The organism is Marmoricola sp. OAE513 (genome assembly GCF_040546585.1).
In the GTDB taxonomy this organism is placed as follows: domain Bacteria; phylum Actinomycetota; class Actinomycetes; order Propionibacteriales; family Nocardioidaceae; genus Marmoricola.
This window is the reverse complement of record NZ_JBEPOC010000001.1, coordinates 1,876,494-1,890,465: the sequence shown is the minus strand read 5'-3', so window position 1 is coordinate 1,890,465 and position 13,972 is coordinate 1,876,494. Positions and strand designations below refer to the sequence as shown.

Sequence of the window (13,972 nt, the reverse complement as noted above, 5' to 3'; positions counted from 1 at the left end):
GACTCCCCCTTCTCAGCGTCCGGTGGACGTGTACGGCAGCAGGGCGACCTCACGGGCGTTCTTCACGGCCGTGGCGACGTCGCGCTGGTGCTGGACACAGTTGCCGGTGACCCGACGCGCGCGGATCTTGCCGCGGTCGGAGATGAACTTGCGCAGGAGGTTGGTGTCCTTGTAATCGATCGCGGACTCCTTCTCCTTGCAGAACTGGCAAACCTTCTTCTTCGGCTTGCGGATGACTGCCTTCGCCATTGTGGTGCTCCCTTTCGTGAGCCCGGCTCAGTGCCGGAATGGTGGGCGGATGGATGAGTTGTTCGTCAGAACGGCGGCTCTTCGGACGCCCCGGGCACGGCCCAGGGGTCCTGCGAGGGTGCTGCCGGAGCGCCACCCTGCTGACCGCCCCAGCTGCCGCCACCCTGCTGGGGGGCGGACTGGGGAGCGGCTGGCGCCGACTGCGCGGGCTGCGAGGCCCACGGGTCGTTGCCGCCGCCGGAGAAACCGCCGCCGTCGCCGCCGCTGCGGGTGGCTCGGGTGACCTTGGCAGTCGCGTACTTCAGGCTGGGCCCGACCTCTTCGACGTCGAGCTCCATGACCGTGCGCTTCTCGCCCTCGCGGGTCTCGTAGCTGCGGGCCTTGAGCCGCCCCTGGGCGACGACACGCATGCCGCGCTGCAGGGACTCGGCGACGTTCTCGGCGGCCTGACGCCAGACGGAGCAGTTGAGGAACAGCGTGTCGCCGTCCTTCCACTCGTTGGTCTGACGGTCGAAGTTGCGCGGGGTCGACGCGATCGTGAAGTTCGCGACGGCCGCACCCGAGGGGGTGAAGCGCAACTCCGGGTCGCCGGTGAGGTTGCCGACTACGGTGATGAGGGTCTCGCCTGCCATGGGTTTCTCCCTAGGAATTCGTGCTTCGGGCTACTGAGCTGGGCTCAGTGAGCGTCGGGACGAAGGACCTTAGTGCGAAGCACCGACTCGTTCAGCGTGAGCTGACGGTCGAGCTCCTTGACGGTGGCCGGTTCGGCCGCGAGCGTCACGACGGCGTAGATGCCTTCGGCGTTCTTGTTGATCTCGTAGGCGAGACGACGACGTCCCCAGACGTCAACGTTCTCCACGGTTCCCCCGTCGTTGCGAACGACGTTGAGGTACGTGTCGAGCGACGGTGCAACCGTCCGCTCCTCGAGTTCAGGATCAAGGATGATCATGAGTTCGTAGTTACGCATAGCGTTGTCCACCTCCTTCGGACTTGGCGGCCACGGCGTTTCCGTGGCAGGAGGGCTGTGCGGTTGTCCGCTCCCATCGGGAGAGAGGACGCGCAAGAGTAACCGGAACCACGGGTCTGGAGCCAATCACCAGCCGCAGGACAGGGACGCCGACGGAGGTTTGCAAGGGGGACGACGGCGGCTTGGGGGAGCTTGTGGATGCTCAGCCCTGCAGAACGAGCGCATAGGTTGAGGCCATGGACCTCGGACACCTGAGCAGCGCGGCACTGATGCTCTCGGGAGCAGCCGGCATCGCGATCCCGGAGCGGGTCACGGCCGCCCTCGACCTGCCGCCGACCAGCCAGCGCGGCCTGACCGAGGCACGCGCCGGGCTCGGCGGGACGTACGCCGCGCTCGGTGGGTACGGCCTGCTCAGCGGATCGGCCGGAGCCCAGCGCGCGGTCGGCTACACCTGGCTCGGAGCGGGCGTCGTACGGCTGGCGGGGCTCGCGATCGACAAGCCGCGCACGGACAGCGCGTACTGGGCCTACCTCGCGGCCGAGCTCGGGCTGGGTACGGCGGCACTGCTGGCGGCGCGCCGTCGGTAGGCCCTCCTAGGCTGGTGCCATGACCCGCATCTCCATCGGCGCCCACGTCGACCAGACCGATCCGATCGCCGAGGCGAAGGCGCGCGGCACCACGCTGGTGCAGTTCTTCCTGGGCGACCCGCAGGGCTACAAGGGCCCCGAGATCGCGTACGCCGGCGGGGCCGCTGCGCTCAAGGCAGACGCCGAGGCCGCGGGCATCGACCTGTACGTGCACGCGCCGTACATCGTCAACGTGGCGACGACGAACAACCGGATCCGGATCCCGAGCCGCAAGCTGCTCCAGCAGCACATCGACGCGGCGGCGGAGATCGGGGCGAAGGGGCTGATCGTCCACGGCGGGCACGTGAACAAGGACGACGACCCGGCCAAGGGGTTCGACAACTGGCGCAAAGCCGTCGAAGCCACCGACCTGAAGATCCCGCTGCTGCTGGAGAACACCGCCGGCGGCGACAACGCGATGGCGCGACACCTCGACCGGATCGGCTCGGTGTGGAAGGCGATCCAGGAGGCCGAGGGCGCCGAGAACGTCGGCTTCTGCCTGGACACCTGCCACGCCTGGGCGGGAGGCATCAGCCTCACCGACGCGGTCGAGCAGATCCACGCGATCACCGGTCGCATCGACCTGGTCCACGCCAACGACAGCCGGGACTCGTTCGACTCCGGCGCCGACCGGCACGCGAACTTCGGAGCGGGTCAGCTGGACCCGGACGAGTTCGCGGGCGTTGTCCGGGACGCTGCGGCTCCGGTGATCTGCGAGACCCCGGGCGGGGCCGAGGAGCACAAGGAGGACTTCGCGTGGCTCAGCTCCCGCCTCTGACCCGGCGCGGGCTGCTCGGCCTGTCCGGGCTGGCGGCGGTGCTGTCGGCCTGCGGCTCAGGACCGGAGAAGACCGGACCTCCGACCACGAAGGGTCGCGGTCGCACCAAGATCGTCTACGGGAGCGACCACCCCGACCAGTACGGCGTCCTCCGAGTCCCGGACAGGAAGCCGCTCGGCCTGGCCGTCCTGGTGCACGGAGGGTTCTGGCTCGACCAGTACAAGGCCGGGCTGATGGATCCGATGGCCGACGCGCTGCACGACCTCGGGTACGCGACCTGGAACGTGGAGTACCGCCGGGTCGGCACCGGAGGCGGCTTCCCGGCCACCTTCGACGACATCGCGGCGGCGTTCGACAAGGTGGCCGAGCTGGACCTGCCGGAGGGGCTCGACGTGTTCTCGATCGGTCACTCCGCCGGTGGGCACCTGGCTGTCTGGGCCGCGTCGCGCACGGACAGCACGCCGGGCGGAGCACCCAGCGTCACCCCAACGACGACCATCTCGCTGTCCGGCGTCCTCGACCTCACCTCGGCCGGCCACCAAGGGATCGGCAACGGAGCTCCCCAGGGCCTGATGAACGGCGATCCCGACCAGGAGGCTGCGGCGTACGCGCTCGGCGACCCGGCAGCGCTGGTGCCGGCGAAGGGACGCATCGTCGCGGTGGCCGCGAAGGACGACGACATCGTGCCGCCCGACCAGAGCAGCACCTACGTCAAGCTCGACTCAGGTGCCGGTGGCGACGGGGCGCTGGTCAGCGTGCCGGGCGGGCACTTCGACCTGATCGACCCGAGCAGCGACGCGTGGGCGCAGATCGCGCAGCTGTTCCCCGGCTAGTGCGCTGACGGCTCGAGACCGAGCTTCGCGCACGCGGACTCGTAGAGCACGACGACCTCGCGGCGGATCTCGGCACGCTCGCTGATCGGCCCGGAGGGCCAGGCGACACGGACCTCTTCGGTGGCACCGTCGACGGTGGCGGTCCAGACGCCGGCGGTCTCGTCGAGACCCGACATGACCGCAGCGGTGGCCTCGGGCCGGGCGAACGCCTTCACGATCCGCAGGCTGTCCTCGGTGTGGTCGTCGTTCATGTGGGCGCAGACGGCCGTGACGACCTCGGGGGCGAAGGTGCTCATGATCACGACCCTAGCGACGGGTGCACCGAGGAGTTCTCCCCAGCCCCTAGGCTCGTGGCGTGACTTCCCCCCTCGAGGTCCGGACGATCTCCGGCGCCGACCACCTCGCCTTCCTCCGCACCCAGGACTCGGCGAGCTTCCTGCAGACGCCGGCGTGGGCGCAGGTCAAGAAGGAGTGGAAGGCCGAGTCCGTCGGCTGGTTCCGCGGCGCGGACCTGGTCGGCGCAGCGCTGGTGCTCTACCGCCAGCTGCCCAAGGTCAAGCGCTACCTCGCCTACCTCCCCGAGGGCCCGGTCATCGACTGGGCCGACGGAGACCTGGCCGCCTGGTTGAACCCGATGGCCGCGCACCTGAAGAAGCAGGGCGCGTTCGGCATCCGCATCGGACCTCCTGTGGTGACCCGACGCTGGGACGCCGCTGCGATCAAGGAAGGCATCGCCGACGACGCGACCACGACCCTGACCGCGCTCGCGCCGACCGAGCGCAGCCAGTCCGGCGCCGCTGTCGTCTCCCAGCTCCGCGAGCTCGGCTGGGTCTGCCAGTCGGTCGCGGGCGGGTTCGCGGCGGGTCAGCCGCAGTACAACTTCCAGGTCCCCCTCGCCGACGACGACGGTCCGCTGACGCCGGACCAGGTGCTGTCCGGCATGAACCAGCTGTGGCGTCGCAACATCAAGAAGGCCGCGAAGGCAGGTGTCGAGGTGCGCGTCGGGACCGCTGCGGACCTGCCGGCGTTCCACGACCTCTACCGGCTGACGGCGGAGCGGGACCACTTCACCCCGCGCCCGCTGAGCTACTTCGAGGTCATGTACGACGCGCTCAGCGCCGAGGACCCCGACCGGATCCGCCTCTACCTGGCCGAGCACGAGGGCGACCTGGTCGCCTCCACGATCTGGATCCGGGTGGGCACGCACGCCTGGTACTCCTACGGCGCGAGCTCGACCGAGAAGCGCGATGTCCGCGGCTCGAACGCGATCCAGTGGCAGATGATCAGCGATGCCCTCGAGGCCGGCGCGACCGTCTACGACCTGCGTGGCATCACCGAGACGCTCGCCTCCGACGATCCGCACCTGGGCCTGATCCAGTTCAAGGTCGGCACCGGTGGCGAGGCCGTCGAGTACGCCGGCGAGTGGGACCTGCCGCTGAACAAGGCGATCTACGCTGCCTTCCAGCTCTACCTGAAGCGACGGGGGTGACCGGATGAGCCTCGTCCTGAACGTCGACGGCGACCGCTGGCGCGCGCATCTGCGCGCGATCGCGGAGAAGCGGTCCGGGCTGGTCCCGGTGATCAAGGGCAACGGCTACGGCTTCGGCCTCGGCCGGTTGGCGCGCAAGGCCGGCTGGCTCGGCGTCGACGTCGTGGCCGTCGGGACGCCGTCCGAGCTCAGCGAGGTCGCGAACCGGTACGACGGCGACCTGCTGGTGCTGACCCCATGGCGCTCCTTCGACCTGCCCCCGGAGTCGGTCCCTGCCGCTCGGCTGATCCACACCGTCGACCGGATCGAGGACCTGCGGGACCTCGCCGCTTCCGGCGACCGTCCGCGGGTCGTCCTCGAGCTGATGACCTCGATGAAGCGGCACGGGTTCACCCCGCGCGGTCTGCGCGAGGCGGCAGCGGTCGCACGTGCGGGCGGCGTACGCCTCGAGGGCTCCTCGGTGCACCTCCCACTGGGACGCGCCGGAGGGAACCTCGCCGAGGCCGAGACCCTGATGACCGAGCTGGTCGCTGCCGGCCTGGCCACCACGGTGTGGGTCTCGCACCTGGGTGTCGAGGAGGTGGCGAGGTTGGAGCAGCACTACCCCGAGGTCACCTTCCGCCAGCGAGTCGGCACCGAGCTGTGGCTCGGCGACCGCGGCGCGCTCGCCGTCCGGGCACACGTGCTGGACAGTCACCCGGTCGAGCGCGGCGAGGTCTTCGGCTACCGCGGGCGGACGCTGCCCCGGACCGGCACGATCGTCATCGTCTCCGGGGGCACCGCGCACGGCATCGGCCTGGAAGCCCCGACCGGGGACTCCGGCGCGAAGGCCCGGGTTTCGGCACTCGCCCGCGGCGGCCTCGACGCGGTCGGGCTCGCGAAGTCGCCGTTCACCCTCGGTGGCAAGGCGCGCTACTTCGCCGAGCCCCCGCACATGCAGGCCTCGATGCTGTTCCTGCCGGCGGGCACCAACGTGCCCGAGATCGGCGAGACTGTCGAGGTCCGGGTGCGGTACACCGCGACGTACTTCGACGAAGTCGAGATCAGCTGAGGGTTTCGACAGGCTCATCCACCGGACCAAGGCTCAGCTGAGCCGGGCCTCGACCCGTTCCACCTCGGACCACTCCTCGTCGCTCCACTCGCTCTCGTCCGGTTCGGCGACCCAGATGTCGCGGACGACCAGCGCCACCAGGTACAGCTCGCCGAGCAGGCGCGCGACGATCGCGAGCTGGTAGACCGTCGGGTTCTCGCCCGAGGACGGCGCCAACCAACCGCCCAGGTAGAACCAGACCGAGGCGAAGTAGACGAGCTCGGTGGCCTGCCAGATGAGGAGGTCCCGCCAGCGGGGACGCGCGAGCACGGCGAGCGGCAGCAGCCACAGCACGTACTGTGGCGAGTAGACCTTGTTCACCAGTAGGAATGCCGCGACCACGAGGAAGGCGATCTGAGCGACCTGCGGCCGCTTCTTCGCCATCATCCCGAGGGCGAGGATCGCGCCGCAGGCGACCACGAAGAAGGCGCCGGACCAGACGTTGATCGTGTGCGCGGTGACGGTCGCGCCGTGCTGCTGGAGGACCAACCAGAGGGACCCGAGGTCGGCCCCCCGGTCGGAGTTGAACGACCAGAAGAGCTTCCAGGCCTCGGCGTTGCTCGCCATCGCCGGCAGGTTCGCCGCGATCCAGGCCACCAGCGCCGCCACGGCGGTGACGCCGAAGAGCGACGGCTTGCGTCGCCGGATCGCGTCGATGAGGAAGGCCCCGAGCAGGAACAGCGGGTAGAGCTTGGCGGCGACGCCGAGCCCGACCATGACACCTGCAAGCACCGGCTTCCCGCGCGCCCACGCCCACAGCGCCCCAGCGGTGAAGAGCACCGCGAGCAGGTCCCAGTTGACCAGCCCGGTGACCAGCAAGGTCGGCGAGGCGGCGAACGCCATCGCGTCCCACGGACGTCCGGGACTGGCGCCGGCGAGGAAGTACGTGGCGCCGAGACCGCACACGAGCAGCATGATCGCGGTGACCAGGAAGTAGGTGTTGACCTCCTTGGCCATCCCCGGCAGACCCCAGAGCGCGCCGGACTCCGTCTGCGCGCGGACCTCCTGCGGCGGACCGGACGGCATCCACGAGGTCACGATCGAGGCACCCCACGCGAAGTAGGACGTCAGGACCGGGTACTCCATCGTCTGGTACCGATCGGTGGTCTCGGCGTAGGGCCAGCGGTGCTCGGCGAACCCGCGGCCCGTGTAGAGGTAGGGCACGTCGGAGTAGCACATCTTGCTGTAGCGGACCTTCTCGTTCGACCAGTTGGTCTGGCCGCACGGGTACTTCTGGACCAAGCTCAGCATGAAGACCACCGAGAACACCGCGAGCAGCACCCGGACCGGGGTCCACCAGCTGTGCGGTCGCCCGCGCGCGCCGACGGGACCGCCCACGACCTCGCTCAGCGCGGTCGCGACCGGATCGTCCCGGGTCGGCTCGTTCACCCGCAGGGGTTCGGGTTCAGCACCCCGCAGGTCGACGACGGTTGGCCGGTCGGGGTGCTCGACGGCGTGGGCGGCGGAGGCGTCGAGGCCGGCGGCGTCGGCGGCAACGTCACGGGGTTCGTCGGCAGGTTCGTCGGACCGGTCGGCTTCTTGGTCGGCTTCTTCGTCGGCGTCGGCTTCGCCGGGGCGTGGCCGTTCGACGGCGCCTTCCCGTCCAGGTTCGCCGGCTTCGGGAAGTCCTCCTTCTCGACGCCCTCCATCACCCGGGTCATCAGGTCCTGGAAGGTGCGCGCGGGGAACTCGCCACCGTAGAACGTCGGCATGTAACCCTGCAGAGCACCCGATCCCTTGCCGCGCACGTACATCACCGCGGTGGCGACCTGCGGGGTGAACCCGACGAACCAGGAGGAGACGACGTCGCCGTCGTCGTTGGTCGCCGTACCGGTCTTGCCCGCGACGGGTCGGTCGGAGAGCCGGGCGTTGCGGCCGGTGCCGTTGCTGACGACCTTCTGGAGCGCGTAGCTGGTGTCAGCGGCGACGTCCTCGTCGATCGCCTTCTTGCTGTCCTTCGGCACGGCGTAGAGCACCTCGCCGTCGCTGGCCCGGGTGACCTTGGAGATGACGTGGATCTCGTGGGCGACCCCGCCGTTCGCGATCGACGCGTAGGCGTTCGCCATCGAGATGGGGCCGATCGTCGCCGAGCCGAGCGCGACACCGACGTTCGGCTCGAGGCCCGGGGAGTCGGCAGGGATGCCGAGTGCGACGGCGGTGTCGACGATCTTGCGCGGGCCGTTGGGGATCGCCTGGGTCATGTCGACGAACGCAGTGTTCACCGAGTTCTCCGCCGCGGTGAGCAGGCTGATCCGCGAACCGTAGCTCTTGCCGCGACCCTCACCCTGGTTGTTGAAGTCGATGCCGCCGATCTCGTACGGCGAGTTGCCGTCGAAGGTGTCCTTCAGGCTGTACCCCGCCTCGAGGCCGGCCGCGATGGCGAAGGCCTTGAAGGTGGAGCCCGGCGGCCCGCCGTACGCCGCCCAGTTGATCTGGCTCTGCAGGTAGTCCTGTCCGGAGTAGAAGCCCATCAGGCCACCGGTCTTGACGTTGACCGAGGCGGTGGCGACGTGCAGCTGCTTGGAGCTCAGTCCTTCGGGGCGCTGCTCGGCCACGGCCTGCTTCGCCGCGTCCATCGCCTTCTTGGTGAAGGTCGTGGTGACCCGGAGGCCGCCGCCGAGGATCGCGGACTCGTCGAAGCCGAGCTTGGCCAGCTCGTCCTTGACCATGTCAAGCATGAAGCCCTTCTGGCCGCCGTACAGGTTGCTGGTGCGCTGCTTCTTGATCTTGGGCAGCCGGTCCACGATCTTCGAGGCCACGTCGGCGCTGAGCTTGCCGGTGGTCTCCATGCCGTTGACGACGTACTTGTAGCGCGCGAGCAGGGCGGCGCGGGACTCGTCGCTGCGGTCCGGGCTGAGGTAGTTCGGCGAGTTCAGCACCGCGGCGAGCATCGCTGCCTCGTCGGGGTCGAGGTCCTTGGCCTTCTTGCCGAAGAAGGCGCCGGCGGCCGCCTGCACGCCGTACGCGCCACGACCGAAGTAGACGGTGTTGAGGTAGCCCTCGAGGATCTGCGACTTGGACTGCTGCTGCTGGATCTTCAGCGACAGGATCGCTTCCTTGGCCTTGCGCTTGAGGGTGCGCTCCTGGGTCAGGTAGAGCAGCTTCACGTACTGCTGGGTGATCGTCGAGGCACCCTGGGTCGAGTTGCCCTGCGCGTTGGAGAACGCGGCCCGCACGATGCCCTTGAGGTCGATGCCGTTGTTGGTCCAGAAGGAACGGTCTTCGGCGGCGACGACTGCGTCCTGCATCACCTTCGGGATCTCGGCGAGCGGGATCGACTCCCGGTTCTGGGTGGCGAACGAGCCGAGCGAGCTCTTGCCACCGGCGTAGAAGACCTTGGTGGTCTGCGCCTGGAAGTCGGAGTTCGGGTTGGGGATCTTCGTCGACCGGTAGGCGAAGTAGAAGATCGACATCATCAGCACGGCCATCACGACGCCGACGATGGTGGCCCACTTGAGTCCCTTGAGGGCCCACTCCTTCTTCGTGAGCGGCTTCTTCGGCTTCCCGGGACCCTTGCCCTTCGCCGAACCCCTGCCCTTCGCTGGGCCCTTCGCCGGGCCCTTGGCAGAACCGCGGGCGCTGGTGGCTCGGCGGGACCCGGCGCTGCTGGCGGACCGGCTCCCGGGGCGCGGCGGCCGGGGCGTGTTGGCACTCACTGTGTCGTACTCCAGGGGGAAGGGTGCTGGTCAGGTCGGTAGGCCGGACCCCTGGTCGTCGCGGTGAGACAGGGCCCGGTGCTAGATCGAGGGTACGGCGTCGAGCCACAGCCGTCGTGATCGTGGCTCGTCGTGAGCAGCGTCTCACGCGTGAACACGCCGTGAACTGGACGACTGATATATCGATCCGATAGGTTCTTTCGATAGGCCGCGTCGATAGATGCGGTCGATACCTCCCCTGATGGAAGCAGAGATCCATGCCGAGCAAGGGCGCCACCCTCGAGCTTGCAGTGCTCGGACTCCTCCAGGAGTCCCCGCTGCACGGCTACGAGCTGCGCAAGCGGCTGAACCTGCTGCTCGGTTGGACCCGCCTGCTGTCCTACGGTTCGCTCTACCCCGCTCTCAAGCGGATGCTGCGCGCCGGCTGGATCACCGAGGTCGTCGCCACCAGCCCGACCGTCTCGCGCCGCGCGCGGATCGTCTACCAGATCACGCCGGCGGGTACGGAGTACTTCGCCTCCGAGATCACCGACGCCGGCCCAGCCGCGTGGGAGGACGAGAACTTCAACATGCGGTTCGCGTTCTTCTCGCGCACGGACGCCGCCGTCCGGCTCCGCATCCTCGAAGGTCGCCGCTCACGGCTCCAGGAGCGCCTCGACCGCGCCCGGGTGCTGAGCAGCGGCGCCGACCGCTACCAGACCGAGCTGCGGCGGCACGCCGCCGAGTCGGTGGAGCGCGAGGTCCGTTGGCTCACCGACCTGATCGAGGCCGAGCGTGGCAACCACGACCGCGGCGGGAACGACCGCGCCCCCCAGACTGCGCCGCCTCAGAACGTCGCACCGCAGAACCCGTAACACCTCAGCTCCACACCGAAATCAGTTTCAGCACCAGCAAATCGAAGGAGAAGCCATGGCGAAGGTTCGCGTAGGCATCGTGGGAGTCGGCAACTGCGCCAGCTCCCTGGTCCAGGGCGTCGAGTACTACAAGAACGCCGACCCGAGCGACACCGTGCCGGGTCTCATGCACGTCATGTTCGGCGACTACCACGTCCGCGACGTCGAGTTCGTCGCCGCGTTCGACGTCGACGCCAAGAAGGTCGGCTTCGACCTCTCCGACGCGATCAACAACTCGGAGAACAACACCATCCGCATCGCCGACGTCCCGCCGACCGGCGTGATCGTCTCCCGCGGCGTCACCAACGACGGCCTCGGCAAGTACTACCTCGAGACCATCGAGGAGTCCGACGCTCCGGCCGTCGACGTCGTGCAGACGCTCAAGGACGCCCAGGTCGACGTGCTCGTCTCCTACCTGCCGGTCGGTTCCGAGATCGCCGACAAGTACTACGCCCAGTGCGCGATCGACGCGGGCGTGGCCTTCGTCAACGCGCTGCCTGTCTTCATCGCCTCCGACCCCGAGTGGGCCAAGAAGTTCGAGGACGCCGGCGTCCCGATCATCGGTGACGACATCAAGAGCCAGGTCGGCGCCACCATCACCCACCGCGTGATGGCGAAGCTGTTCGAGGACCGCGGTGTCGCGCTGGACCGCACCTACCAGCTCAACGTCGGCGGCAACATGGACTTCAAGAACATGCTCGAGCGCGAGCGCCTGGAGTCCAAGAAGGTCTCGAAGACCCAGGCCGTGACGTCCAACCTGAACGGTCCGCTGGCCGGCAAGGTCTACGACAAGAACGTGCACATCGGCCCGAGCGACTACGTCGCGTGGCTCGACGACCGCAAGTGGGCCTACGTCCGCCTCGAGGGTCGCGCCTTCGGTGACGTTCCGCTCAACCTCGAGTACAAGCTGGAGGTCTGGGACTCCCCGAACTCGGCCGGCATCATCATCGACGCGATCCGTGCGGCGAAGATCGCCAAGGACCGCGGCGTCGGTGGCCCGCTGCTCTCGGCGAGCTCCTACCTGATGAAGTCCCCGCCGGTGCAGCGCCCGGACGACGAGGGCCAGGCCTCCGTCGAGGCGTTCATCCGCGGCGAGGTCGAGCGCTGACCTCAGCTGAACCGTGCTGATTTCGGGTCGAGCCCCGGACCACCTGGTCCGGGGCTCGACTGATTCTTCTCTAGGATCGCGAACGTGACCCAGACCGAGGCGCCTCCTGCCGGGAGCCTGCGCGCCGGCTGGCGTGCCCTGGTCGGTTCGCCCGACCGGGTGCTGGTCCCGACCCTGGTGCTGGGCACCGTCGGGATCGCCGTGCACGTCGTGCTGCAGCACCTCATCGGGATCGCGGTCGCCGGAAGCCGTGACTGCGGCCGCCAGTACCTCGGCGAGACCTTGCGCATCCCCTGCGGTCCCAGCGACCAGCGCGCGCAGCTCGCGCTCGTGGTGGCGATCTTCGCGCTGGTGCTGGTCGGGCACCTGGTTGTCGCGGGGATCTACCGCGCCGGCCTCGACGTCGTCGACGGGAACGAGCCGGGGTCGGCGTTCAACCGAAGCCTGCCGTGGCCCCGCGTCCTCGGAGCCTCCGCCGTGCTCGCGACCCTGCTCACCGTGAGCACCGTCTTCCTGGTGCTGCCGGTGCTGGTGCTCGGCTTCTTCGCCCGGTACGCACTGCTGTTCGTGATCGAGCAGGGGCAGTCGCCGTTCGCGGCCCTCGCCTCCAGCTGCAAGCTGGTCGCCGCTGACTTGGTCGGCGAGCTCGGGTTCGTCCTGCGCGCGGCAGCCGCCCTGCTCCTCGGCGCGCTGCTGCTCGGTGTCGGCCTGTACGTCGTCGTCCCGGTGGTGCTGCTCGCGCAGGTCCAGCGGTTCCGCGTGGCGACCGCGGATTCCTGGCTCTACTGACCAGGCCTCAGCGCGGGCCGTGGGTGTTGAGCCAGAGCACCGGCTCGTCCCACTGACCGGCGAGGTCGGCGATCGCCGCCAGCGCCTTGCCGGTGTACACCGGCTCCAGCTCGAGCCCGAGACCCGCAGCACGCTCGACCATCGCCGTCGAGGCGGGTGTCGGGTCGCCGTACGTCGTGCCGAGCCAGTCGTCGCGGGTGCTGAGGTCGCTGGCCGCGAGGTGCGGCTGCTCGCCGGCGCCGCGGTCGCACAGCAGGTCCGCGGTCCTGTTGGCCAGCGCCGCGATCACCGGGGCGTCGAGCGGGAAGGAGTCGTTGACCACGACTCCGAAGACCTTCGTGCGCAGACCGGCGATCCGGAAGCCCAGCGCCAACCCCGCCGCCGTACCGCCCGACCCGATCGCGGTGACCACGACGCCTGGTTCCGGCAGCTCCCCGGACTCGACCTGGGCAGCGATCTCGAGTGCGGTCTCGACGTAGCCCAGGCTCCCGACCGCGTTCGAACCGCCGGCCGGCAGGTACCAGGGCACCTTGCCGCGACGGATGTTCGAGGCGATCAACCAGGGTGCGGCCATCTTCAGCTTGCGCACCGTCGGGAACCGGTGCAGCTGCGCGCCGGACGCCTCGAGCCGCGCGAGCTGCTGGCGGACGTGGTCGTCGACCGGTTGGTCGACCAGCCCGAGCACCGTGCGCAGCCCGTGCTCCCGACCGTAGAGCGCGCAGGCCAGTCCCCAGTGGGTGCCGATCCCGCCGACCGTGAACAACGTGTTCGTACGTCGCCGCCGCGCCTCGGGGATGATCCACTCCAGCTTGCGGACCTTGTTGCCCGCCCAGGCCCCGTCGCCGAATGCGGCTTCGTCCTTGACCAGCAGGTCCACGCCGGGCACCAGACCCTCGACCCGCCGTACCTGGGTCGGGCTGGCGCCGAGCCGGACGTGCTCCAGCGCGAGGCCCGGGAACCGGTCGTGGAGGTGGGTCACCGGCTCAGCGCTCGACCGTGGCCTTGATCCGGGCGAGCGTCGAGGCCATGTCGTGCTCGAGCGTCGAGGTGAACTTCGGGACACCGCCGAAGGCGACCTTGGTGAGCCGGACCGACACGTCGGAGATCCCCTCAGGTGCTTCCCGCGTCGAGGTCAGCGTGGTGCCCCCGTCGGCGTTCGGAGTCAGACGCAGGCTCCAGACCGTGTAGTTCTCCTTGACCCGCCACGCGATCTCGCCGCGACCCTCGGCGTCCGGGGCGTCGAACCGAACCACCTTGGACTGGGTCGGCCAGACCAGCAGGCCCTTGCGGTTGATGTTGAGGAACCTGGCGCCGAGACCCTCACCGCCGCGCGGGATCGACTTCGCGGTCTGCGGGCTCCACCGGGACATGTTGCGCAGGTCCGAGACCTGCGCCCACACCTGCGACGGCGGGGCGGCGATGTCGATGCTGGCCGAGATCGGCGCGACGTCGGTGAGCGGCATGGGGGTCTCCTCGGTGGCTGTGCGCGGTCCT

Annotated in this window: 16 protein-coding genes; 8 read left to right on the top strand and 8 right to left on the bottom strand. The window is 69.3% G+C overall.

All coding sequences use genetic code 11. The features are described 5' to 3' along the window. Positions 1–12: 12 nt before the first annotated feature. The 3 genes from rpsR to rpsF all read right to left on the bottom strand — a co-directional run bounded on the left by rpsR (position 13) and on the right by rpsF (position 1,216). Entirely contained in the window at positions 13–249 is a 237-nt protein-coding gene (gene rpsR / locus ABIE44_RS09600) for a 30S ribosomal protein S18 (RefSeq protein ID WP_209718935.1), read from the bottom strand. A gap of 65 nt (positions 250–314) precedes the next feature. Beyond that, positions 315–881, bottom strand: a complete 567-nt coding sequence (locus ABIE44_RS09595; protein WP_209718937.1) for a single-stranded DNA-binding protein — start codon at positions 879–881, stop codon at positions 315–317. Between the two features lie 44 nt (positions 882–925). Further along, positions 926–1,216: a 30S ribosomal protein S6 gene (rpsF, locus tag ABIE44_RS09590; protein ID WP_209718940.1), complete on the bottom strand. Its 291-nt coding sequence runs from the start codon at positions 1,214–1,216 to the stop codon at positions 926–928. Between the two features lie 236 nt (positions 1,217–1,452). Here rpsF and ABIE44_RS09585 point away from each other — a divergent pair, with 236 nt between their 5' ends. The 3 genes from ABIE44_RS09585 to ABIE44_RS09575 are packed head-to-tail and all read left to right on the top strand — an operon-like array spanning position 1,453 to position 3,453. Beyond that, a complete protein-coding gene (locus ABIE44_RS09585) occupies positions 1,453–1,803 on the top strand; it encodes a hypothetical protein (RefSeq protein ID WP_209718943.1) in 351 nt (116 codons plus the stop codon). Between the two features lie 19 nt (positions 1,804–1,822). After that, positions 1,823–2,620: a deoxyribonuclease IV gene (locus tag ABIE44_RS09580; protein ID WP_209718948.1), complete on the top strand. Its 798-nt coding sequence runs from the start codon at positions 1,823–1,825 to the stop codon at positions 2,618–2,620. Beyond that, positions 2,599–3,453, top strand: a complete 855-nt coding sequence (locus ABIE44_RS09575) for an alpha/beta hydrolase family protein (protein ID WP_209718951.1) — start codon at positions 2,599–2,601, stop codon at positions 3,451–3,453. Before ABIE44_RS09580 ends, ABIE44_RS09575 begins: the two co-directional genes overlap by 22 nt. On the opposite strand, the gene ABIE44_RS09570 is transcribed toward ABIE44_RS09575, so the two are convergent. After that, positions 3,450–3,749, bottom strand: a complete 300-nt coding sequence (locus ABIE44_RS09570; RefSeq protein WP_354437967.1) for a DUF2470 domain-containing protein — start codon at positions 3,747–3,749, stop codon at positions 3,450–3,452. The two genes, ABIE44_RS09575 and ABIE44_RS09570, sit on opposite strands and share 4 nt — an antisense overlap. Positions 3,750–3,808: 59 nt before the next feature. Here ABIE44_RS09570 and ABIE44_RS09565 point away from each other — a divergent pair, with 59 nt between their 5' ends. Both ABIE44_RS09565 and ABIE44_RS09560 read left to right on the top strand, forming a co-directional pair. Beyond that, positions 3,809–4,942, top strand: coding sequence for a lipid II:glycine glycyltransferase FemX (locus ABIE44_RS09565; RefSeq protein WP_209718958.1), 1,134 nt, complete (start codon positions 3,809–3,811; stop codon positions 4,940–4,942). A gap of 4 nt (positions 4,943–4,946) precedes the next feature. Further along, positions 4,947–5,993: an alanine racemase gene (locus ABIE44_RS09560; RefSeq protein WP_209718961.1), complete on the top strand. Its 1,047-nt coding sequence runs from the start codon at positions 4,947–4,949 to the stop codon at positions 5,991–5,993. A gap of 33 nt (positions 5,994–6,026) precedes the next feature. Here ABIE44_RS09560 and ABIE44_RS09555 read toward each other — a convergent pair whose 3' ends face one another. After that, on the bottom strand, positions 6,027–7,421 hold the full coding sequence (locus tag ABIE44_RS09555; RefSeq protein ID WP_209718964.1) for a glycosyltransferase family 87 protein: 1,395 nt from the start codon (positions 7,419–7,421) through the stop codon (positions 6,027–6,029). Then, a complete protein-coding gene (locus ABIE44_RS09550) occupies positions 7,418–9,688 on the bottom strand; it encodes a transglycosylase domain-containing protein (protein WP_209718967.1) in 2,271 nt (756 codons plus the stop codon). Before ABIE44_RS09550 ends, ABIE44_RS09555 begins: the two co-directional genes overlap by 4 nt. Positions 9,689–9,945: 257 nt before the next feature. Here ABIE44_RS09550 and ABIE44_RS09545 point away from each other — a divergent pair, with 257 nt between their 5' ends. The 3 genes from ABIE44_RS09545 (at position 9,946) to ABIE44_RS09535 (ending at position 12,478) form a co-directional block, all read left to right on the top strand. Beyond that, positions 9,946–10,542, top strand: coding sequence for a PadR family transcriptional regulator (locus ABIE44_RS09545; RefSeq protein WP_209718970.1), 597 nt, complete (start codon positions 9,946–9,948; stop codon positions 10,540–10,542). A gap of 55 nt (positions 10,543–10,597) precedes the next feature. Beyond that, entirely contained in the window at positions 10,598–11,689 is a 1,092-nt protein-coding gene (locus ABIE44_RS09540; protein ID WP_209718974.1) for an inositol-3-phosphate synthase, read from the top strand. A gap of 84 nt (positions 11,690–11,773) precedes the next feature. Next, positions 11,774–12,478 carry a hypothetical protein gene (locus ABIE44_RS09535; RefSeq protein WP_209718977.1) on the top strand — a complete coding sequence of 235 codons (705 nt, stop codon included), beginning with the start codon at positions 11,774–11,776 and terminating at the stop codon, positions 12,476–12,478. 7 nt (positions 12,479–12,485) lie between these two features. On the opposite strand, the gene ABIE44_RS09530 is transcribed toward ABIE44_RS09535, so the two are convergent. Then, positions 12,486–13,457 (bottom strand): 1-aminocyclopropane-1-carboxylate deaminase/D-cysteine desulfhydrase, encoded by a 972-nt coding sequence (locus ABIE44_RS09530; RefSeq protein WP_209718980.1) that lies wholly within the window; start codon positions 13,455–13,457, stop codon positions 12,486–12,488. A gap of 4 nt (positions 13,458–13,461) precedes the next feature. Next, a complete protein-coding gene (locus tag ABIE44_RS09525) occupies positions 13,462–13,941 on the bottom strand; it encodes an SRPBCC family protein (RefSeq protein ID WP_209718983.1) in 480 nt (159 codons plus the stop codon). Positions 13,942–13,972 lie beyond the last annotated feature (31 nt).